Annotated in this window: 18 protein-coding genes; 5 read left to right on the top strand and 13 right to left on the bottom strand. The window is 50.8% G+C overall.

Features of this window, described 5'->3' with window-relative positions; all coding sequences use genetic code 11:
• Positions 1 to 523: 523 nt before the first annotated feature.
• Both proP and pmrR read left to right on the top strand, forming a co-directional pair.
• Entirely contained in the window at positions 524 to 2,026 is a 1,503-nt protein-coding gene (gene proP / locus OGV38_RS07910) for a glycine betaine/L-proline transporter ProP (protein WP_016155405.1), read from the top strand.
• Between the two features lie 82 nt (positions 2,027 to 2,108).
• Positions 2,109 to 2,198 carry an LpxT activity modulator PmrR gene (gene pmrR / locus OGV38_RS07905; RefSeq protein WP_016155483.1) on the top strand — a complete coding sequence of 30 codons (90 nt, stop codon included), beginning with the start codon at positions 2,109 to 2,111 and terminating at the stop codon, positions 2,196 to 2,198.
• Here pmrR and pmrB read toward each other — a convergent pair.
• The 7 genes from pmrB to melR all read right to left on the bottom strand — a co-directional run bounded on the left by pmrB (position 2,192) and on the right by melR (position 11,749).
• Entirely contained in the window at positions 2,192 to 3,274 is a 1,083-nt protein-coding gene (pmrB, locus tag OGV38_RS07900; protein WP_016155484.1) for a two-component system sensor histidine kinase PmrB, read from the bottom strand. The genes pmrR and pmrB overlap by 7 nt on opposite strands.
• Positions 3,275 to 3,943, bottom strand: coding sequence for a two-component system response regulator PmrA (gene pmrA / locus OGV38_RS07895; RefSeq protein WP_016155408.1), 669 nt, complete (start codon positions 3,941 to 3,943; stop codon positions 3,275 to 3,277). It abuts the gene before it with no gap.
• A 4-nt stretch (positions 3,944 to 3,947) separates the two neighbouring features.
• Positions 3,948 to 5,585 carry a phosphoethanolamine transferase EptA gene (gene eptA, locus OGV38_RS07890; RefSeq protein ID WP_049043178.1) on the bottom strand — a complete coding sequence of 546 codons (1,638 nt, stop codon included), beginning with the start codon at positions 5,583 to 5,585 and terminating at the stop codon, positions 3,948 to 3,950.
• A 145-nt stretch (positions 5,586 to 5,730) separates the two neighbouring features.
• Positions 5,731 to 7,068, bottom strand: a complete 1,338-nt coding sequence (adiC, locus tag OGV38_RS07885) for an arginine/agmatine antiporter (RefSeq protein WP_286473152.1) — start codon at positions 7,066 to 7,068, stop codon at positions 5,731 to 5,733.
• A 127-nt stretch (positions 7,069 to 7,195) separates the two neighbouring features.
• The gene (locus OGV38_RS07880; RefSeq protein WP_016155486.1) at positions 7,196 to 7,957 is read right to left on the bottom strand and encodes an AraC family transcriptional regulator; all 762 of its coding nucleotides are present in this window, start codon (positions 7,955 to 7,957) and stop codon (positions 7,196 to 7,198) included.
• A 314-nt stretch (positions 7,958 to 8,271) separates the two neighbouring features.
• Positions 8,272 to 10,539, bottom strand: a complete 2,268-nt coding sequence (gene adiA, locus OGV38_RS07875) for an arginine decarboxylase (RefSeq protein ID WP_286473157.1) — start codon at positions 10,537 to 10,539, stop codon at positions 8,272 to 8,274.
• Between the two features lie 277 nt (positions 10,540 to 10,816).
• A complete protein-coding gene (gene melR, locus OGV38_RS07870; RefSeq protein ID WP_016155413.1) occupies positions 10,817 to 11,749 on the bottom strand; it encodes a transcriptional regulator MelR in 933 nt (310 codons plus the stop codon).
• A gap of 269 nt (positions 11,750 to 12,018) precedes the next feature.
• On the opposite strand from melR, the gene melA reads away from it, so the two are divergent.
• The 3 genes from melA to OGV38_RS07855 all read left to right on the top strand — a co-directional run bounded on the left by melA (position 12,019) and on the right by OGV38_RS07855 (position 15,154).
• The gene (melA, locus tag OGV38_RS07865; protein WP_049259806.1) at positions 12,019 to 13,374 is read left to right on the top strand and encodes an alpha-galactosidase; all 1,356 of its coding nucleotides are present in this window, start codon (positions 12,019 to 12,021) and stop codon (positions 13,372 to 13,374) included.
• Between the two features lie 92 nt (positions 13,375 to 13,466).
• Positions 13,467 to 14,897 carry a melibiose:sodium transporter MelB gene (gene melB, locus OGV38_RS07860; protein WP_019077833.1) on the top strand — a complete coding sequence of 477 codons (1,431 nt, stop codon included), beginning with the start codon at positions 13,467 to 13,469 and terminating at the stop codon, positions 14,895 to 14,897.
• Positions 14,898 to 14,899: 2 nt separating this feature from the next.
• Complete coding sequence (locus OGV38_RS07855; protein ID WP_016155416.1) at positions 14,900 to 15,154, top strand: SemiSWEET transporter; 255 nt, start codon at positions 14,900 to 14,902, stop codon at positions 15,152 to 15,154.
• Positions 15,155 to 15,180: 26 nt separating this feature from the next.
• Here the strand turns inward: OGV38_RS07855 and OGV38_RS07850 are convergent, their stop codons facing one another.
• The 6 genes from OGV38_RS07850 to OGV38_RS07825 all read right to left on the bottom strand — a co-directional run bounded on the left by OGV38_RS07850 (position 15,181) and on the right by OGV38_RS07825 (position 22,095).
• The gene (locus tag OGV38_RS07850; protein WP_016155491.1) at positions 15,181 to 15,798 is read right to left on the bottom strand and encodes a DUF2238 domain-containing protein; all 618 of its coding nucleotides are present in this window, start codon (positions 15,796 to 15,798) and stop codon (positions 15,181 to 15,183) included.
• A gap of 147 nt (positions 15,799 to 15,945) precedes the next feature.
• Complete coding sequence (fumA, locus tag OGV38_RS07845; RefSeq protein WP_016155418.1) at positions 15,946 to 17,592, bottom strand: class I fumarate hydratase FumA; 1,647 nt, start codon at positions 17,590 to 17,592, stop codon at positions 15,946 to 15,948.
• 96 nt (positions 17,593 to 17,688) lie between these two features.
• A complete protein-coding gene (dcuB, locus tag OGV38_RS07840) occupies positions 17,689 to 19,029 on the bottom strand; it encodes an anaerobic C4-dicarboxylate transporter DcuB (RefSeq protein WP_003031873.1) in 1,341 nt (446 codons plus the stop codon).
• A gap of 118 nt (positions 19,030 to 19,147) precedes the next feature.
• Positions 19,148 to 19,438 carry a hypothetical protein gene (locus OGV38_RS07835; protein WP_220133217.1) on the bottom strand — a complete coding sequence of 97 codons (291 nt, stop codon included), beginning with the start codon at positions 19,436 to 19,438 and terminating at the stop codon, positions 19,148 to 19,150.
• Positions 19,439 to 19,747: 309 nt separating this feature from the next.
• Complete coding sequence (dcuR, locus tag OGV38_RS07830; RefSeq protein ID WP_016155419.1) at positions 19,748 to 20,467, bottom strand: two-component system response regulator DcuR; 720 nt, start codon at positions 20,465 to 20,467, stop codon at positions 19,748 to 19,750.
• Entirely contained in the window at positions 20,464 to 22,095 is a 1,632-nt protein-coding gene (locus OGV38_RS07825) for a sensor histidine kinase (protein WP_286473149.1), read from the bottom strand. Before OGV38_RS07825 ends, dcuR begins: the two co-directional genes overlap by 4 nt.
• Between the last annotated feature and the right edge of the window lie 223 nt (positions 22,096 to 22,318).

Genomic DNA, 22,318 nt, shown 5'->3' with positions numbered 1-22,318 from the left:
TTTGCATTCATGGGAACATTGATTCAATCAAAATAAAACGATGTTTTAGTTATCTTCATCACATATTCCGAGCAAAAGTTCCTGAGTGCTCTGATAATTAAAAAAGCTGTGATCTTTTTGTGAAGAGATTAGGTGGGTTTTTGCCTAGCAGAATAATAGTGACTGTTGTGATTGTTGGTGCAACAAAGCGATTTATTCTTGTATTTAATTGCCAGAAAATCGCAAGCATTACATGTAAAAAAGTTGACTAAGAATGACCTGATTTACGCATGTTGACGAAATGGAAATCTATATGTGAAGTTGATCACAAATTTAAACACTGTTAGGGTAAAGAGGTCATTAACCGCCCAATCAGGCGTCAACAGGTTCGGTTGTACTGCTCGTTTCTCGTCAGTGTAAGTAAACCTGCTACGCTTGTTACAGGGAATGCGTCTGTGCATTCCCCGCTCGGTGATGACCTTGACGCAGGGGCGTTGAGGGACTCGATCTGTAGCGTGACAGGGCTAAGTCTATGAGGACGAGTATGCTAAAAAGGAAAAAAATAAAACCAATTACGCTGCGCGACGTTACCATCATTGATGACGGTAAACTGCGAAAAGCCATTACCGCGGCGTCGTTAGGTAATGCGATGGAGTGGTTTGATTTTGGTGTTTATGGGTTTGTTGCTTACGCATTAGGTAAAGTGTTCTTCCCGGGGGCTGACCCCAGCGTACAGATGGTTGCTGCACTTGCCACCTTCTCTGTTCCCTTTCTGATTCGACCGCTTGGTGGATTGTTCTTCGGTATGCTTGGCGATAAATACGGTCGTCAGAAGATCCTCGCTATCACTATTGTGATTATGTCGATAAGTACCTTCTGTATCGGTCTTATTCCCTCGTATGCCTCGATTGGTATCTGGGCGCCGATTCTGCTGTTGCTGTGTAAAATGGCGCAGGGGTTCTCGGTCGGCGGAGAGTATACCGGGGCGTCGATTTTTGTCGCAGAGTACTCGCCAGACCGTAAGCGCGGATTTATGGGCAGCTGGCTGGACTTCGGCTCGATTGCCGGGTTTGTGCTGGGTGCGGGCGTGGTAGTCCTGATCTCAACTATCGTCGGCGAAGAAAACTTCCTTGAGTGGGGCTGGCGTATTCCGTTCTTCCTGGCGCTACCGTTAGGGCTTATTGGCCTGTACCTGCGTCATGCACTGGAAGAGACTCCGGCGTTCCAGCAGCACGTGGATAAACTGGAGCAGGGCGATCGTCAGGGACTGCAGGACGGTCCGAAGGTGTCGTTTAAAGAGATTGCGACCAGGCACTGGCGCAGTCTGCTGGCATGTATTGGTCTGGTGATTGCCACCAACGTCACCTATTACATGCTACTCACCTATATGCCGAGCTACCTGTCGCATAACCTGCATTACTCTGAAGACCACGGCGTGCTGATTATTATCGCCATCATGATTGGTATGCTGTTTGTGCAGCCGGTGATGGGTCTGCTCAGCGACCGCTTCGGGCGCCGTCCGTTTGTGATTATGGGCAGTATTGCGCTGTTTGTGCTGGCTATTCCGGCATTTATTCTGATTAACAGTAACGTCATCGGCCTGATTTTCGCCGGGTTGCTGATGCTGGCGGTGATCCTCAACTGCTTTACCGGGGTGATGGCGTCAACGTTACCAGCGATGTTCCCGACGCATATTCGCTACAGTGCCCTGGCCGCAGCGTTTAATATCTCGGTATTGGTCGCCGGTCTGACACCGACGTTGGCCGCATGGCTGGTGGAAAGCTCTCAGAATCTGATGATGCCTGCTTATTATCTGATGGTGATTGCGGTGATAGGTTTAATTACCGGCGTGACCATGAAAGAGACGGCTAATCAGCCGCTGAAGGGGGCTACGCCTGCCGCTTCGGATATTCATGAAGCGAAAGAGCTCCTCGGCGAGCACTACGATAATATTGAGCATAAAATCGAAGATATCGATCAGGAAATTGCTGAGCTGCAGCTTAAGCGTACGCGCCTGGTGCAGCAGCATCCGCGGATTGATGAGTAATCATGTGATTTATCATATCCACTTAAGGTTGGCTTAATCTGTGTCAGGCAAACTCTCCTCCAGAGTATCGGAGGAGAGTGTCATGAAAAACCGCATTTATGAAAGTTTGACCACCGTGTGCAGCGTGCTGATCGTCAGCAGCTTTTTGTACGTTTGGGTGAGTACTTACTGACCTTTCTCTAATTCCACCCAAGCGCGAGTGCCGGTGGTTCCCTGACGATTTTGCAAATAGAAATGCCCGTGATGTAACTGGGTGATACGACTGACAATGCTCAGCCCCAGCCCAATCCCGCCAAAACGGCTGTCCATACGCACAAACGCTTTACTCAGCTCCCCGCATTTACTCTCATCAATGCCAGGGCCTTCATCTTCGACGGCGATAACGGCATCATGCTCTGTATTCAGGCTAATCGTAATATGGGTGCCTTCCGGGCTGTAACGATGCGCGTTCTCCACCAGATTTCGCAGCAGCATTCGTAATAGCGTCGCATCGCCACGTACGACAACGTCCGCCGTGCTTTGCGGTAGGAGCAGCGTCTGCTGACGCTGGTCCAGCATGGTGCTGAGTTCATCGTAGGAGGGCAAAATCACGTCCTCCAGCAGTTTGACGTGCTGGTAGCTCCCGGCCGAGAACGACTGTCCAACGCGGGCGAGTTGCAGCAGTTGCGACACGCTGTCCATCATTTGGTCAAGGCGGGCAATTAACGGTGAAACGTCGACCTTATGGGTTTTGGACAGTAATTCCAGATGCAGGCGAACGCCTGACAGTGGGGTGCGCAGTTCGTGGGCGACATCGGCGGTAAATAAGCGTTCGTTTTCAATGGTGCTCGTCAGCCGCGTCACCAGCTCGTTGAGCGCTGAGACGACCGCCTGGATCTCAACGGTTGAACTGTGAACTTCAATCGGAGCAAGGTTATCGGCTGCCCGCGTTTCTAACTCTTTTTGCAGATCCGCCAGCGGGCGAGTAATACGTCGCACTGCCTGGTAGCAAATCAGCAGCGTCAGGCTGACCATAAAGATACCGGGGACGATCAGGCTGGCGATGGCCTCGCGGATTTCATGCAGGATGTGGCGATCGTTGTTACGATTTTCGCGTAACGCCTGTTCGAATAGCTGTATTTGTTCGGTGCTTTCGTGCCACAACCAGAAGGTGCTAATCAACTGGAAGACTAGCAGAATAAGACCGATGGTCAGCATCAGGCGATGACGCAGCGGGAGCGGTTTTTTTAGATATTGCAGTAGCTTCACTTAGCTTTCCTCAGTGGCAACCAGCATATAGCCAAATCCCCTGACTGTGCGGATACGTGATTTACCCACTTTGTCCCGCAGGTTGTGAATGTGCACTTCCAGCGTATTGGTCGACGGTTCGTTATCCCAGCTGTAGATGTCGTTATACAGGATCTCCCGGTGTACCGGGCTGCCCGCTTTAAGCATCAGGCGCGACAGGAGTGCGTATTCTTTCGGCGTTAAGATAACCTCTTGTCCATCCATCCACACCTGGCGACGACCGATATTCAGCGTCAGGTTACTGACAATGAGTTCACTTTCACCCTGATTGTTATGACGACGCAGCAGCGCCCGGATGCGGGCATGCAGTTCTTCCAGTGCGAACGGTTTGACCAGATAGTCATCGGCGCCAACGTCCAGCCCGCTGACTCGGTCTTTCACTGTATCGCGGGCGGTGAGGATAAGCACCGGCACGGTGTATTTTTTCTGTCTGATGCGGTTCAGGAAGTGCAGGCCGTCTTCATCCGGTAAGCCCAGGTCCAGAACCACCAGACTGTAATGGCCGGTCTCCAGACACTGCTCCGCGGCACGGGCCGTTGATACGCCGTCGCAGGCATAGCCTTCTGTTTGCGCGGCGAGTATCAGTCCCTGTAATAACAACGTATCGTCTTCAACAATCAGAATTTTCATTCGTTTAGCCTCCCCGGCAGGGTTGCAGAATATCATCTGCCGCCTGATATTTCTGTGTTTGCACGCCTGTTAATCCCAGCAGGGTTGAGAAGAGATTATCCTGTGAGAAGTCCTCTGAGCCTGCCCGTTTTTGCAAACATGTCTGAGAGACTTGATAGCGTTGCTGATAATCTTCTGAGAGCCACAGCAGCATCGGCACATGTTTTTGCGTATCTGGCGCAATCGAATATGGCAGGCCGTGTAAATAGATGCCATTTTCCCCTAAGGATTCACCGTGATCGGAAAGGTAGACCAGGCTGGTGGTGAAATTATCTTGATGCTCTTTCAGTATATTGATTGCTTTATCAACAATATAGTCGACGTAAAGAATGGTGTTGTCATAGGTATTGACCAACTGTTGCTGTGAACACGTCTGGATTTCGTTGGTGTCACAGGTTGGCGTAAATTTCTTGAACTGCGCAGGATAGCGGTTGTAATAGGTCGGACCGTGGCTGCCGATGGTGTGCAGCACAATCACGCCGTCGCCTTGCAGGTTATTAATGTACTCTTCCAGCCCGTGGAACAGCACGTCATCGTAGCATTCCCCGTCAATACACTGCCCTGGCAGGTTCAGCTTAGTCATATTCTGGTGCGGTACCCGGTCACATGCCCCTTTGCAGCCGCCGTCGTTATCGTTCCACAGAACGTTAATTCCCGCCCGCTGAATAATGTCGAGCACGCCTTCCTGATGCTGCGCCAGTTCTTCATCGTAGTGCGCGCGTGGCATACCCGAGAACATGCAGGGGACAGATACTGCCGTTGCCGTTCCGCAGGATGTGGTGCGGGGGAAATAGACCACATCATCTTTTTCCAGCAACGGGTTGGTCTGGCGCGAATAGCCTGACAGCGAGAAGTTATCGCCGCGTGAGGTCTCGCCGAGCACCACAATCGTCAGGTTCTTACGCTTTTCTTTCACCATCAACGGATTGCGATGGGCGTCTTCACCAATGCGTACCAGCGGCAGGTGGGCCAGCCTCTGGTGTGAATACCAGGAAGAGGTCGCCACAATGCTGTTGGATGGGCTGAGGGATTTCACCAGTTCTTTATTGTTGCGAAACAGTGAGGCGTAATCTTTGTAGAAGAACGCGGCGACCAGCACGATCAGCAGCGCGGAGATCAGAATATTCGCGCCACGGAACAGTACGCTGCGCATGGCCGGGGCGATCGGTTTGATTCTTATCCAGCAGGCAATGAGCGCGGCGAGAATGCCGCTCACTCCGAGCGTGATGAGCATTTGCGGCGTCAGCAAAGCAAAGGTTTCGGCGGGTGTGGTGTCCATCATATTGGCGATCATCGAGCGGTCAATGATGATGCCGTAGGTCATGATGAAATATTGGGCCGATGCGCCAACCAGAATGAAAACGCAGGCCACCAGGCGATTAAGCCACAGGAATGAGGCCAGCGTCAGCACAATGTTCATGACGCTGAAAGCGACGACCGGCATCGACAAAAACACCAGCAGGTTGCGCACGGAATCCAGGGGCAGTTCTTGCAGCACTTGTTTATAGAACGCAATGTTCAGGAAAGTCGCAAGATAAAATGAGATCAGGAGAAGCCAGCTGATTAGCCCGAGAGTGGGTCTTTTAAACAGGTGCTTTAACATTAAGGGGGTTCCATCGACTAAGTGGTACAAATCCTCTCAAAGTAAAATTAAGCCAACCTTAAGTTCTTAATGTTGATTTCAGGAATCGCGGGGGGCGGCGTTGGCCCGATGGCCTTACACCATCGGGCAACGACGACTGTTTGCGTTAGTTATTGTTTACCGGAGCATCCAATGGATATGGGTTTTTATGGATCCGATTGTAGTTCAGTGCATACAGCGCGGTGATGATCATCAGCGTGACGAATGACCACATCACCTCTTTGGCACCGGAACCGACAACCGCCCAAATGCAGTAAACAAAAGCGATAAAGGTCACCAGTAAGTACATCGGACGCGCTTTACCAAAGTGACCATGGCCGAGCAGCAGCAGCGCGGCGCAGGTGTACAGATACGGCACCAGCGTGAAGATAACGGAGACCGAAGAGACCAGACCAAACTCTTTCGCAGCGTTTGGCGACATGCTGCTGAACTGGAAGATGGTCATCAGAACGCCGACGATAATTAACCCGGCTACCGGCGTACCGGCTTTGTTAACGCGGGCAAAAATCGGTGGGAACAGGCCGTCATCGGCTGCCGCTTTGGCGGTTTGCCCGGCAAGCAGCGTCCAGTCGCCCAAGGAACCCAGGCACCCGGCCGCGGCACAGAAGGAGACAATCGCCCCTGCGGTGTCACCCAGCGCCATGCGTGCGGCATCACCGAACGGGGAGGCTGAAACACGCAGCGCCGCGTTAGGGATCATACCCATAATCGCCGTGGTGGAGAGCACATAGCAAACGGCGGCAATCAGCACGCCGCCCATGGTGGCGATAGGCACGTTACGTTTGGGATTTTTAACCACACCTGCCGCGACGGAGGCGCTTTCCACGCCGATAAATGACCACAAAGTTACGTTCAGAGTGCTTTGAATCGCACCGAAGGTGTTCATGCCGCTGACGTTCCATGCCGCCATATAGGTTTCACCCCGGAACCAGAACCAGCCGAAGACGGCAATACCGACAATTGGCACCAGCGCCAGTACCGTTGCGACGGCCTGTACACGGGTGATCATTTTCGGTCCGACAATGTTCAGCAACACGAAGATCCACAGCACCACGACGCAGGTCAGCGTCAGGACCAGCGGATCTTTTAAGATGGGGAAGAAGTAGCTCAGGTAACCGACGCCAATAACCACCATGGCAATGTTACCAATCCAGCAAGCCAGCCAGTACAGGACGTTGGTCTGGTAGCCCAAAAAAGGACCGAAACAGCGGCGGGCATAAGCGTAAGAACCACCGGGACTGGAGTCTAAGGACGACATTTTCGCGTACACCATCGACAGCGCCAAAGCACCGATAATAGTGACCAACCATCCGTAGATTGCAATCCCGCCAGTTGACGCAAGGTTTGCGGGTAGCAGGAATACACCGGAACCCATAATATTCCCCGACACCATAAGGGTGACGGGGATTAAGCCCACTTTGTGAGCATCAGCATCCGTCGACATATTTAGTAACTCCTGATAAGGATAAATGACGTCTTATCATACCTCTTCAGAAGACTATTTTATGATGGCGGACTGGGGGTATCGCTAATGCTGATATTATTATGGCTTATCGCTAACTGATTAAAAATCAGGCAGCGGATGGCTCCCTATGTTGACTGACATAATGCAGAGGCGTCATCCCATAGAACTCTTTGAATACGGAAATAAAGTACGAGGTACTGTTATATCCGCACAGTTGAGAGACCTGGGAAATGTTTTTGCCATCCATCAATAATTGATTGACGGCATAACGCATGCGACACGTGGTAATTATTTGGCTGTAACTTGTATTTTCACTTTTGAGCTTTTTCTTTAACAAACTGGGGCTCAGGCATAAGCAACTGGCAACCATGCTTAAATTCCAGTCTTTATGTATATCGCTCTCAATAATGTGATAAACGCTGTCGCTGATACGACTGCGTAGTATATGCATGAGCAGAGACATAAACTTTTTGCTGCCGAGAAAGCGTGATAACACCGTGAACAGTAGCGAGCGCGTGCGCACACTTTCACCTTCGTCCATTGTGTCCATTACGCTATATTGGGCAGCCACCCGGAAGACATCCGGCGTCAGACAGACGGCGGTCATCACTGGGTTGGCACTGCGTTGCCAGAGTGGGATCTGTGAAAGGTCTTTATTTAAAAAACGTAGATAGTCTTTAATGATATCACGGCTGATATGTACGACCAGTGCGTTATTAAGTGATGAGAAATCGATAATATTATTATCGCATGCTACCAGCGCCATATGATTAGCTTTTAAGCTGATGGCTTCTTTACCGTTAATCCTTAACCAAACATCCTTCTCCGTTAATACAACAACACAAGCTGCTCTGCTGCAAACCCTCATACCCAAACTCCAGGAATATGAACATAAAACACCGTAGCTCACCATCAGATGAACCATATCGGCTAAATTGAAATTGTATGATGAATCCAGGACCGCATTAAAATAACGTGTCTGAAATTAATTACAATGTTTGGTGGGAATTTTCTTATGTACACTTTTTTTTACGCAAGTGGAAACGTGATATTTGCGTATAAAAAAGCGCGGGGTGGTCCCGCGCAAAAAGGTATGACAATGTTATTGTTTTGCAGCAATACTCAGGAATTACTCAAGCATGACATGTCTACCTTAAAAATCGGACTATCTATAAAATGACATTATGCTTTCACGCACATGACGTGATATACACCGTCAATAATTTCCGTTCCTTCGGTTTCATGTTCAAATCCAGGGAAGTGGTGGTCCCAGGACTGCAACGAACGTAGATAACTAATCTGCGGGCTATTGGCGTCGCCAAAGTTTTCCCCGGACAGCAGCATTGGAATTCCCGGTGGGTAAGGAATTACGGAATTCGCAGCTATACGACCCGGCAGATTTTCAATGGCCACCATCTCAACGTTATCGCTGACTATCGCGTTATAGGCTTCACGCGGGGTGATTTCAGCAACAGGCAGGCCGGAGTAGGCCGCGTTGAGTCGGCTGCCAGGGTTATTCTCTTTCAGCCAGGCAAACATGGTGTCGCCCAGATCGTGAATGCCCATGTTGGCGTAAGTGTCAGGATGTTCCTCAACCAGTTCTGGCATCACCTGCGTCAGCGGTGTATTGGCATCGTAATGGTGTTTGAATGAGCACAGGGTATTGATCAGCGTGCCCCATTTCCCACGGGTAATCCCCATTGAGAACAGGAACATAATCTGGAAATCGGTGGTACGGGTCGGCACGATACCGTGGCGGCCAAGCCAGGCGGTGACCAGCGCTGCCGGTACGCCGCTCTCTTCCAGTTCGCCATCATCGCCCATCCCCGGCGCCAGAATACTGACTTTGATTGGGTCCAGCATGCTCCAGTTATCCGGCAGGTCTTTAAATCCGTGCCAGGATTCACCCGGACGCATCACCCAGCAATTCTGGTCAGTGGTCAGGAGTTGGGTTGGCGCATCGGCAAAGTCATAGGTTTTGCCGGTTTGCGGGTCAGTTACCACTTCTTTGTTCCACGGTTTGAAGAACCAGTCGCCTTCGGCGGAAAATTCTTTGTACAAACGCGCCATGGCCTGACGGAAATCGACCGCTTCGTCGATCACTTCCTGAGTGAGCGACAGACCGCTGTTGCCGTCCATCATGGAGACCGCCACGTCGTTTGATGCGCAGATGGCATACAGCGGGGAGGTGGTGGCGTGCATCATGTACGCCTGGTTAAAGCGGGAGAAGTTCACGGCCCCACGACCTTCACGGACGTGAATGTAAGACGCCTGAGAGAGCGCGTTCAGCAGTTTGTGGGTCGAGTGGGTCGCAAAAACGGTAGGACCGTTATGATCGCCCGGCGCGCCACGCATAGCGTAGTGATCGGCATAAATTGGGTTAAAGCGGGCATAGCCGTACCAGGCCTCATCGAAGTGGATGCGATCGCTGGTTTGCGCGAGCAGGTCCTGGGCCTCTTTGGCGTTGTAGCAAACACCGTCATAAGTACAGTTGGTCACAACGCTGTAAGACGGTTTTTGCCCGGCCTTGCCCTTGGTCAGCGGGCTTTCGCTGATTTTTTTCTGCAATGTTTCAGGTTGCATTTCTTGCGGGTAGATAGGGCCGATAATGCCGTACCGGTTGCGACTTGGCACCATGTACACCGGTTTTGCGCCGGTGAGGATCAACCCCTGCTCGATAGATTTGTGGCAGTTACGATCCAGCACCACGACGTCGTTGTCGGTCATACAAGCCTGCATGATGGTGCGGTTAGAGCCGGAAGTCCCGACCACTACGGACCAGGAGCGGTCAGCGCCAAACACGCGGGCGGCATATTTTTCGCTCTCGCCAAATGCGCCGGTATGATCCAGCAGTGAGCCGAGCGATGCGCGTTCAATACCCATGTCGCTACGGAATAAGTTTTCACCGTAGTAATCATGGTAAAAACGACCCGCCGGCGTTTTGGTAAATCCGACACCGCCCTGGTGACCAGGCGCCGCCCAGGAGTATTCATGGATGTCGCCGTACTTCATCAGCGCGCTGAACAGTGGCGGCAGAAGCTGCTGGCGGTAACGGGTCATCGCCGCAACGGCACGTCCGGCGATAAAGTCTGCGGTATCTTCCATAATCCAGGCGAATTCATCGACAAGCTCCAGCAGGTCGCGATCCAGCGATGCGGTGGCTTTTTCGCGATCGCCCAGCAGGAAAACGGGAACGTTTTGCTGGCGCTCGTGGAGCTTGCCGATCAATTGCCTGACGTTCAGGTGCTCGTCTTGTTGTTCCATTTGATAGCTGAACATCAGGCAATCAATGGCTTCATTAGCGGCGAGGATTGCGTAACCATCGTCGAATGAGGTGGACTTAATGACGGTAACATTTTGGCGGTTTAACGCGTCAGCCAGACGTTCGACAGCGCTACCGACCCAGGTGTCCTGATGCAGAAACTCACTTTCAACAATTAATACTTTCATCATCTTTTACCCGGTTGTGGAAAGGTTGCAATTTATGGATTGCAGACACACCGTATGAATGTGACGCAGGCAAGTATTATCCTGACAAAATGGGCTGTAAAGCGGGTGATAAATAGTCTGATTTGTGTTTAATTTGTTTTTAAACAAATAGTTATGTTTGCTTATTGGCGATTTTTCACCGCTGTTTATCGACAGGGGGAATATTTTTTTGGCTGATACTGATATCGGCGAACGATAGGGATCGTAGGCTGGAGTAACGCCGGTGGTTTCTGGCTGCTCAGCCAGCCATTGTTTGCCGGCGCTGCTGGCTCAGTTTGCGGTACTGCTGCGGCGACATGCCGACAAACTTGCTGAAGGTGTCATAAAAACGGCTGCTGGATCGGAATCCGGCGGTCAACGCGACGTCAAGAATGGTTTTATCGGTATCGCTAAGCAATGCGCGGACGTGATTGATCCGCATTGCGGTGATGTACTGCTTCATGGTGAGTTGCATCACGCGCTGGAAAATCCCCATCGCGTAGTTGGCGTTGAGCTTCACGTGTTCCGCGACGTCGTTGATAGTGAGCACCTGATCGTAGTTATCGGCAATAAAACTCAGCATCTGGCTTACGTAAAACTGGGCGTGCCGCGAAACGCTGTTTTTGTGCGTCCGCGAAGTTTTATTGACCAGGATTGGCTGCCAGCCGGAAAGGCTAAACCGCTTGAGCATCAGACCAATTTCATCAATGGCGAGCTGGCGAATTTGCTCGTTCGGGTTGCTCAGCTCCTGTTGCCAGCGTTGAACTTCAAAGGTGCTTAGCTGCTGCGACGCCAGCGATTTGATGACCATGCCATGGGTAACGTGGTTGATCAGTTCGCGATCCAGCGGCCAGGAAAGGAAAAGGTGCATCGGTAAATTGAAGATAGCCATGCTTTGGCAACTGCCCGGACGCGTGAGCTGATGCGGCGTACAGGCCCAGAAAAGCGTAATGTGTCCCTGTTTTATCTGCACCACTTCGTTGTTGATAAGGTACTCAACGTCGCCATCAAACGGCACATTAATCTCCACCTGCCCATGCCAGTGGCTGGCAGGCATAGCATGCGGTGAGCGCAGCTCAATATCCATCCGTTGATATTCTGAGTACAGCGACAATGGGCTGCGGGTTTGCTCTTCATCGCTGCTGCACATGTGCGGATCGGGGGGAAGAGGCGATGTCGGTAATGTACTCATGGTTGCTCCATTTCCTGAATTATCAGAATCATGTCATTTGCTGCGCATTAAGGCTGAGAATCAGGACACAAATCGGACCGATATCATTGAGCATAGCGAGATTTTGGGGCCGCATACTCTGCTTTTTGTGCAATTTTGTCCCATAAACTCAGATCCAGTATGGGGCAAAGAGGCGATCTGAGTTTATGGGAATGCTCGCCAGGGAAGTCGGAAGTTTTCATCTATGCGCTGTGCCACCATGACTGTGTTCACTAATGTTCTGGAGAGTCATGATGTCTGCACCCAAAATTACCTTTATCGGCGCCGGTTCCACGATTTTCGTCAAAAATATCCTCGGGGACGTCTTTCATCGTGATGCGCTGAAATCTGCGCATATCGCCTTGATGGACGTCAATCCTACTCGGCTGGAAGAGTCACACATTGTGGTGCGTAAGTTGATGGACTCAGCGGGCGCGTCCGGGCGTATCACCTGCTATACCGATCAAAAAGCGGCATTACAGGATGCTGATTTTGTGGTGGTCGCTTTCCAGATTGGTGGTTATGAACCCTGTACCGTCACCGATTTTGCGGTGTGTAAACGTCATGGTCTGGAGCAGACGATTGCCGATACGCTGGGGCCAGGCGGCATTATGCGCGCGCTGCGCACTATCCCGCATTTATGGCAGATTTGTGAGGATATGACCGAAGTCTGCCCGCAGGCCACTATGCTTAACTACGTTAACCCGATGGCGATGAACACCTGGGCAATGTATGCGCGCTATCCGCATATTAAGCAGGTTGGATTGTGTCACTCGGTGCAAGGGACAGCGGAGGAGCTGGCCCGCGATTTGAACATCGACCCGGCCTCTTTGCGCTATCGCTGCGCCGGGATCAACCATATGGCGTTTTATCTGGAACTTGAGCGTAAAACGGCTGACGGTGCTTATGTGAATCTCTATCCGGAGCTGCTGGCGGCCTATGAATCTGGTCAGGCGCCGAAACCGAATCTTCACGGTAATACCCGTTGTCAGAACATTGTGCGCTATGAAATGTTCAAAAAGCTGGGCTATTTCGTCACTGAGTCGTCGGAGCATTTCGCGGAATATACGCCGTGGTTTATCAAACCAGGGCGTGAGGATCTGATTGAGCGCTATAAGGTTCCACTGGATGAGTATCCAAAACGCTGTGTGGAACAGCTGGCGAACTGGAACAAAGAGCTGGAAGAGTACAAAACGGCGGCGCGGATCGAGATTAAACCGTCACGTGAATATGCCAGCACTATCATGAACGCTATCTGGACCGGTGAACCGAGCGTGGTGTATGGCAACGTTCGCAATGACCATCTGATCGATAACCTGCCGCAAGGCTGTTGCGTGGAGGTGGCTTGCCTGGTCGATGCGAATGGTATCCAGCCAACGAAGGTGGGTACTCTCCCGTCACATTTGGCGGCCATGATGCAAACCAATATCAATGTTCAGACCCTGCTAACGGAAGCCATACTGACGGAAAATCGCGATCGCGTTTATCACGCGGCGATGATGGATCCGCATACCGCCGCGGTATTGGGGATTGAGGAGATTTATGCGCTGGTGGACGACCTGATCGCGTCTCATGGCGACTGGCTGCCGGCCTGGTTACACCGTTAACACACCATTACGCCGGGCAGAGCATCCGGCGTTTAACCTCTGACGTTTCCTCTAACAGAAGGCGGGCGCTGGTAACGGCGACCCGATACCCTATGAGCATCTCTCTGAAAACAAAACTCAGTTACGGATTTGGAGCGTTTGGTAAGGATTTCGCCATCGGTATTGTGTACATGTACCTGATGTATTACTACACCGACGTGGTGGGATTATCGGTGGGGCTGGTCGGAACGTTGTTCCTGGCGGCAAGGGTCTGGGATGCGGTAAACGATCCCATCATGGGCTGGATTGTGAACGCCACCCGGTCGCGGTGGGGAAAATTTAAACCCTGGATCTTACTCGGTACGCTGGCGAACTCATTGGTGCTGTTTTTGCTTTTTAGTGCACATCTGTTTGAGGGTACTGCGCAAGTCGTATTTGTCTGCGTGACGTATATATTATGGGGAATGACCTACACCATTATGGATATTCCATTCTGGTCGCTGGTGCCAACTATTACGCTGGATAAACGCGAGCGTGAACAACTGGTGCCGTTCCCTCGTTTCTTCGCAAGCCTGGCTGGGTTTGTCACCGCGGGGGTAACGCTGCCCTTTGTGAGCTATGTTGGCGGGGCCGATCGCGGCTTTGGTTTCCAGATGTTTACGCTGGTGCTGATTGCATTCTTTATCATTTCTACCGTTGTTACGCTGCGTAATGTGCATGAGGTTTATTCGTCAGATAGTGAGGCAACGGCGGACAGCAGTCGTCTTGGGCTGAAAGCGATCGTTGGGCTCATCTATAAAAACGACCAGTTATCCTGCCTGCTAGGCATGGCGCTGGCTTACAATATTGCCGCCAATATCATTGCTGGCTTTGCCATTTACTATTTTACTTATGTGATTGGCGATGCAAGCCTCTTCCCGTACTACATGTCTTACGCAGGAGCGGCAAACCTGCTGACGCTGATTTTCTTTCCTCGATTGGTAAAAGCGTTGTCACGACGGATCCTGTGGGCTGGGGCATCCGTGCTGCCGGTGCTCAGCTGTATCGTTTTGCTGGTGATGGCGTTAGCCGGTTTTCATAACATCTTACTCATTGTTATTGCTGGTATTTTACTGAATATTGGTTCAGCGCTTTTCTGGGTGTTGCAGGTCATTATGGTGGCGGATACCGTTGATTACGGCGAATACAAACTGAATGTACGTTGTGAAAGTATCGCTTATTCAGTGCAGACGATGGTGGTAAAAGGAGGGTCTGCGTTTGCCGCTTTCTTTATCGCAGTGATACTTGGGGTGATTAATTACGCGCCGAATGTCGCGCAGTCTGCAGAAACCATTGTTGGTATGCAATTCATTATGATCGCGCTACCTGCACTCTTTTTTGTGGTGACCTTAGTCCTTTACTTCCGCTTTTACCGACTGAACGGCGACACGCTGCGCAGGGTCCAGATTCATTTGTTGGATAAGTACCGTAAGATGCCGCAGCAGCATGAACAACCGGATATCCCGGCTATTGCGATAGTCACCCCAGGTGATGTGAAGGCGTAGCTATGGAATGGCATTCGTGGATTGGGTATTTGGCGGCTAGCCTGACGACGCTCTCATTCTTACCGCAAGCGATTAAGGTCATTACCACCCGCAACACGCAGGGTATCTCCGGTTTAATGTATGTAATGTTTGTGTGTGGGCTGGTGTTGTGGCTGATTTATGGATTATTGATTGAAGATACTGCTGTCAGCATGGCGAACTTTCTGACACTCCTGTTCGCCTTGCCGATTCTGGTTATCAAGTCTCGCAATGGGTAGGGCAGATTGCCGGATAAGCGTCAGCGCTATCCGGCAGTTTTTAACTGTCTGTTATGCCAGCCCGCCAACACGAGCACCGTGGTTAGCGCACCGAGCAGGGCGCAGAACATATCCGACTGGGTATCCCACGGGTCGCCCTGCGTCCCGAGAAAATCATCCGCTCCCTGACCCATCGCCAGCGCCGCCCACCATTCGATCAGCTCATACATCGCGCTAATCGCCAGCGCCACGCAGCAGACCAAAAATGCCAGCATTTTGCGGCCACGAACTATATTACCGCGCACTAAAATCTCTCTTGCCGTCAGGGCGGGCACCAGACCCTGGAAGAAGTGACCCAGCTTGTCATAGGGGTTACGACTGAGATCCAGCCACTCCTGAACCTGAAAACCGACAGGGACTTTAGCGTAGGTATACATACCGCCGACCATCAGAATGATGGCGTGCAAGAAAATGAGCGTGTAGAGCAATGGCGTCAGCGGGTAGCGCTTCACGGTCGCCAGCAACAGTGGGACGACAATAATGACCGGAGTAACTTCCATCAGCCAGGTGATTTTCTCCGTGGCAGAGACACCGGTGTAGATAAGTATTAGCGCCAGGAGCAGCGCGCCAGAGTGCAAGATTGTGGAGTTCAGTGTGCGGAGCATGGCGAATTCACAAGTAATGGAAAAGGTTACTATTCCCTGTGAGCGGCAAAAATTCAACGCCAGTAAATGGGGGGATAAAGTTGGCCCGGGGGGATCACTGGACTGACGCCAAAAATCTGTTGTCAGTCCAGTGCCGGGCCGAATGGGTTACTTCGCGCAGTTAGCGCATTGTTTGCTGACGATTTGCTGGAAGAAATCGTTGCCTTTGTCATCGACCAGAATGAAAGCCGGGAAATCTTCGACTTCGATTTTCCAGATAGCTTCCATACCCAGCTCCGGGTATTCCACGCATTCCAGATGTTTAATACTCTGCTGCGCAAGTACCGCAGCCGGGCCACCAATGCTACCTAAATAGAAGCCGCCATGTTTATGGCAGGCATCTGTCACCTGCTGGCTACGGTTACCTTTTGCCAGCATGATCATGCTGCCGCCGTGAGACTGTAGCAGGTCAACATAGGAGTCCATACGACCCGCAGTGGTTGGTCCTAAAGAGCCGGACGGATAACCCGCAGGTGTTTTGGCCGGGCCCGCGTAGTAGATAGGGTGATCTTTCACGTACTGCGGCAGACCTTCGCCGGACTCAATACGTTCTTTTAGCTTCGCGTGGGCAATATCGCGGCCGACAATGATGGTGCCGCTCAGCGACAGACGGGTAGAAACCGGATACTGAGAAAGCTGAGCGAGGATCTCTTTCATTGGGCGGTTAAGGTCAACTTTAACCACTTCACCTTCGCCTGCCTGGCGCAGCGACTCCGGAATGTACTGGGCTGGGTTATGTTCCAGTTTTTCGATCCAGATCCCTTCGCGGTTAATCTTGGCCTTGATGTTACGGTCTGCGGAGCAAGACACACCCATACCAACCGGGCAGGATGCGCCGTGGCGAGGCAGGCGGATCACGCGGATATCGTGCGCGAAGTATTTCCCGCCAAACTGGGCGCCGAGGCCGAGTTTCTGCGCTTCTTCCAGCAGTTCCTGTTCCAGTTGCAGATCGCGGAACGCCTGGCCGTGCGCATTACCTTCAGTCGGCAGTGCGTCATAGTAGTGTGTGCTGGCCAGCTTCACCGTTTTCAGGGTGCTTTCCGCTGACGTGCCGCCAATGACGAATGCAATGTGGTACGGCGGGCATGCTGCGGTACCCAGCGTGCGCATTTTCTCTACCAGGAAGTTTTTCAGTTTGCCGGGGGTGAGCAGCGCTTTGGTTTCCTGATACAGATAGGTTTTGTTCGCTGAACCGCCGCCTTTGGCCACGCACAGGAATTTGTATTCGTCACCGTCCACGCTGTACAGGTCGATTTGTGCGGGCAGGTTGGTGCCGGTATTCACTTCTTTGTACATATCCAGCGCCGCGTTTTGCGAGTAGCGCAGGTTATCTTCAATATAGGTATTAAATACGCCCTTGGAGAGTGCCGCTTCGTCGCCGCCACCGGTCCAGACGCGCTGACCTTTTTTACCCATAATAATTGCCGTACCGGTGTCCTGGCAGGTTGGCAATACGCCTTTAGCAGCGATTTCGGAGTTTCTCAGGAACTGCAGCGCTACGTATTTATCGTTTTCGCTGGCTTCGGGATCATGGAGAATTGAGGCGACTTGCTGTTGGTGTTCAGGGCGGAGCATGAAGGAGGCATCGTGGAAGGCTTGTTGGGCCAGTAGCGTAAGTGCTTCAGGGGCTACTTTCAGGATTGTTTCGCCTTCAAACTCGCCGACGCTGACGTGATCGGAGGTCAGCAGGTAGTACTCAGTTTTGTCTTCCCCCAGTGGGAAAGCCGCCTGATAAGTGAATTCAACTTTTGACATTTGCTTCCAGCCTTTTCATTTTTCTCAGGAATTTTAAAATTCTCTGTGTCTTGACGGTGGCGTGCCGTACCAAAGCGGACAGCACGCGCACTGTAATTACAGGAAACCGTACATTGCGGCGAAGATCCAACCAAAGACACAGGATACGCTCACGCCGATCAACCCAGGTAGAATGAAGCTGTGGTTGATAACGAAACGGCCAATGTGGGTGGTGCCGGAACGGTCAAACTGAATAGCCGCCAGATCGCTCGGGTAAGTCGGCAGAATGTAGTAACCGTAACATGCCGGAGCGGAAGCAACGATGTACGCTGGATCAACCCCAATTGCCAGTGCGACCGGAACAATCGCCGCCAGCGCCGCAGCCTGGGAGTTTACAAATTTGGAAACCAACAGCAGAACAATTGCATAGGCCCACGGATACTCTTTCACCATATTGCCCAGCACACCTTCGATTTCCGTCATGTGCGCGCCGAACATTGTTTCGGCCATCCAGGCAATACCGTACACCGCCACAATCGCGATCATACCGGAACGGAAGACTTCGTTTTTAGATATTGAAGCGGGATTGGTCTTCGTCAGGATAATAATCAGCGCACCGGTCAGCAGCATGAACATCTGGATAACCAGTACCATTGACAGCGGTTTGCCGCTGAAGGTAGGGCGCAGCTCAGAGAACGCGCCGAGCACGGCAACAACGGCGATAGCGGCAAGGAAGATCCACATGGCCAGCCAGTTGCTTTTTGGCAGCTTTTTGTCTAACAGTGTGGCGGTATCGCCATAAACGTAGTTGTGGTTTTCAGGGACGGAAATAAACTTCTGGAATTCTTCATCTTTATCCAGATCTTTACCGCGGAACCAACTGAAGATACCGATCGCCAGGATACCCAACAGGGTAGACGGGATAGTGATGCTGAGCAGGTCGAGGAATTCAAGATGCTTGCCTTCAAACGTTACGTTACCCAGCATTGCGACCAGTGATACAACGGCCACGGACACCGGGCTGGCGATAATCCCCATCTGCGCACCGATAGAACTCGCCGCCATCGGACGTTCCGGGCGAATATTGTTCTTAATAGCAACGTCATAAATGATTGGCAGGATGGTGTAGACCACGTGGCCTGTACCGCAGAGAATCGTCAGGGTGCAGGTAACGAACGGGGCGACGATGGAAACGTATTTTGGGTTACGGCGCAGCAGCTTTTCAGCGATTTGCAGCATAACGTCAAGGCCGCCGGAGGCTTGCAAGGTTGCCGATGCGGCCACCACGGCAATAATAACCAGCATTACATCTACAGGTGGTTTACCCGGCTGGAGATGGAAAACGAAAACCAGAATGACCAGGCCGATACCGCCTAATAAACCCAGCGCGATACCGCCCTTTCTGGCACCATAAAACAAACATATTAATATTATAAGAAGTTGTATACTAAATAACATTTTATTTACCCTCGCGAAAAAACCAGTCAATTTTTTGAAAAATGGATCTGTGCCACATTCTTTTTTGCCGGAATAGGCATCAAAAAATGGTCAGTATTCGATATGTCCGTATTTGCGATTAATGTTCAAATGTCTTGCTAGAATGTTTTTTTAACGTTATGGCGATATTTAGCTTTTTTCTGTGGCTTTGATCAGAGGAGAGAATCCTCAGGCGATGGGAAGCAGAGCTGGACATGGAGAGCTGCGGTTGACGCTGTAATTTATCTGTTTTGCGTTTTCCGCTATTTCGTGAACCACCGACAGAATGGGTGAGTAGGTTATTTGTGTGATCACGCTCACGCCATTTCATAATGTGATGAGGTTGGCGTGCGGATACTTTTATTTGCTCACAAAAATGTACGGTGTCCATGGTACGTAGCATGGTCTCCATTGCTACCAGTCTAGATTTTGTATGTCTGGTTAATTTCAGACTAATCCTTTATGGGTAAAAATACACACTCTGCGAGCTAGATAATACTTAATTAACTTTTGTTAGCGATTTTGAAATTAAAAACAGTGTGACGTTAATCAATATTAAAATAATACATTTAACATGCCGGATACAAATATATTTGATCTAACGCAAATTTATAATTCTGCAGCATGATTCAGAAAAGTAGGGATTTTTCATTATTTTAATAATTGTTACTTTCAAATAACAAATAATCCCAAATTGTTTTTATTGGCAATATTGTTTTAGTAATGAGTAATGTTCAGCCTGAACGCGGTAACGATAAACCGGTCTACCGGTTACGCCATAATGGATGCTGGTAAATAGGATGTGACAATTGACGAGCCAGATAAGATATTTACGGCAAGAAACGCGCGAGATATTGACCTCGTTGGCCAGTTCATCGGTGGAGAATTCCTGATCCTGATGCTCATCAATCCACTGGCACAGCGTGCGTAACGTTTGTGGCGTTAATCCTTTAGGTAAGCGCCGCGCTTCCTGTTCATTGGAGGAGCTGCCGTGAATCAACTGGTCAAGCTCAGACTGTTCATAGTACTGATGCTTTTCCATCTCGGTTTTCTTTTGTAGCCAGCCGGTCAGCGCCTCTTCAAAACGGGACGCCTGGAACGGTTTGATCAGGTAGTCAACGACACCATAGTGGAGAGAGTCTTTGATGGTGGTCGCGTCAGCGGCGGAAGAGATGACAATGACATCACACTTGCAACCTTCGCTGTGCAATACAGGCAACAGATCCAGACCGTTTTCTTTTTGCATATAAATATCAAGCAAAATCAAATCGATATGATTGCCGCTATGAAAGATTATCTCTTTTGCTTTCTCCAGCGTGGAGGCTGTGCCGCAGCAATGAAAACCGGAGAGTTGCGCGACATAACGGCGGTTTAATTCCGCTACCATTGCATCGTCATCGACAATTAAGACATTGATCATCTGCTGGCCCTCTCACCATTCCACGGTAACTGTACAAAAAATTGGGTGAAGATCCCAGGTTCTGACTCGACGGAAATATTGCCGCCAACGTTTTCAACCTGTTGTTTAACAAGCGCTAAACCAACGCCCCGTTCGGTTCCTTTTGACGAAACGCCCTTCTCAAAGATGTGCTCAATGTGTTCGGGGGCAATCCCCGGACCATCGTCATTCACTTCGCAATGCAACCAGCCGTGTCGATAATGCAAGGATACGCTGATCTCGCCACCAGGTTCTTGACCTAGCGCCTCCAGGGCGTTTTCAATTAAATTCCCCAGAACGGTAATCAGCACAGCCACCTGATCTTCGTTGCTGTTTTCCGGTAACTGGCTTTCATTGCTGATCACCAGGCTATGGCCTAAATCAGATGTGCGATTAATCTTACTGAGTAAAAATCCTGCGATCACCGGGGATTTTATTTTTCCTAACAGTGAGCCAATCTCTTCCTGATAACTGTTTGCGGTCTTCAGGATGTAATTTTCAAGCTGCTTATAACTTTTCAGATGCAATAATCCCAGAATCACGTGCAATTTATTCATGAATTCGTGGGATCGTTCACGAAGTGCGTCGGCATAGTTGACCATGCCGTCCAGTCGTTGCATTAATTTTCGGACTTCAGTCTTATCTCTGAATGTTGAAATGGCCCCGATGATTTTACCGTTGCTGAGTACCGGAACCGTGTTAATTAAGAGTAGCCGATCCTTCACCATGATCTCTTCATCGCGACGCGGCGTTCCGTCATGCAGTACCTGTGAAAAATCGACCACTTTTGACCATGCGTGGCTGAGCGTGGAGAGCTGGGCATCGTCTTGCGATTTGTGGTAATCCAGCAGCTCTTGTGTCGCCTGGTTTATCAGCGTCACTTCACCGCACTCGTCAACGGCAATGACGCCTTCCTTTATAGAGTGCAGCATCGCCTGGCGTTGTTCGAACAGATTGGAGATTTCATACGGCTCCAGACCAAACAGAATACGCTTGAGGACTTTGACAAATACCCATGTGCCGAGCAGCCCAACCAGCACGCCAAATAAGATGGACCAAAAGATGCTGCCACGGCTGTTATTGATCTGCTCAGTCACCCTGCTTAGCTCAAGGCCGATCGACACGACGCCTATCTGCCGGTGATGCTCGTCATAAATAGGGGTAAATACGCGCAGGGCTTGCGCCAGAAATCCGCGATTAATGGCGACATTCTCTTTCCCTTGCAGGGCCAGCAAAATGTCATCGCCTTTAAACGGCTGACCGATTCGCTGCGCTTCGGGATGGGAGTAACGAATGCTTTGCATATCGGTGACGACGATGAATAAAAAATCGTTGCTCTTATTCACCGCCTGGGCAATCGCCTGAATACCGCTTTCCTCGGGCTTTTTCATTAGCCCCTGGCGGATCTCCGGGGAGTTTGCCAGCGTTCGTGCGACCGCAAGCGCTTTACCCGCTAATGCATCGCGCGTCATGTTGCTGATTTGCGAGAAATAAATCAGATGAACGACAAGCAGTACGGAGAAGAGTACCGCACTGACCATGAGGATCACGGTAGTGCCGAGCTTCATCGGGCGTTTGCGTATAGCAGTACGTTGCAGAGAGTGTCTCATCACGGTCCTGGAATCACGGTTTGTATGGGTATTATCGCCTGATGGGATGCGTAATTCAAAGGTGGTAGGGATGATGGGGCATGGGCTGCCTGGGCTTTTCTTCTATATATAACGTGGAGCGAGTCTCTTTTTATATAGAGATTTGAATCGACACGGGTTTAACAGACACCTCAGAGTCATTTAAGATGGCTTAAAGAGAGGTGCCCATGAGCGGTAAGCGTTA

The sequence above is a fragment of the Citrobacter sp. Cb080 genome, assembly GCF_030334745.1.
In the GTDB taxonomy this organism is placed as follows: Bacteria; Pseudomonadota; Gammaproteobacteria; order Enterobacterales; family Enterobacteriaceae; genus Citrobacter; species Citrobacter braakii.
The sequence above is the reverse complement of the archived record's forward strand: the minus strand, read 5'-3'. Positions and strand labels throughout refer to the sequence as shown.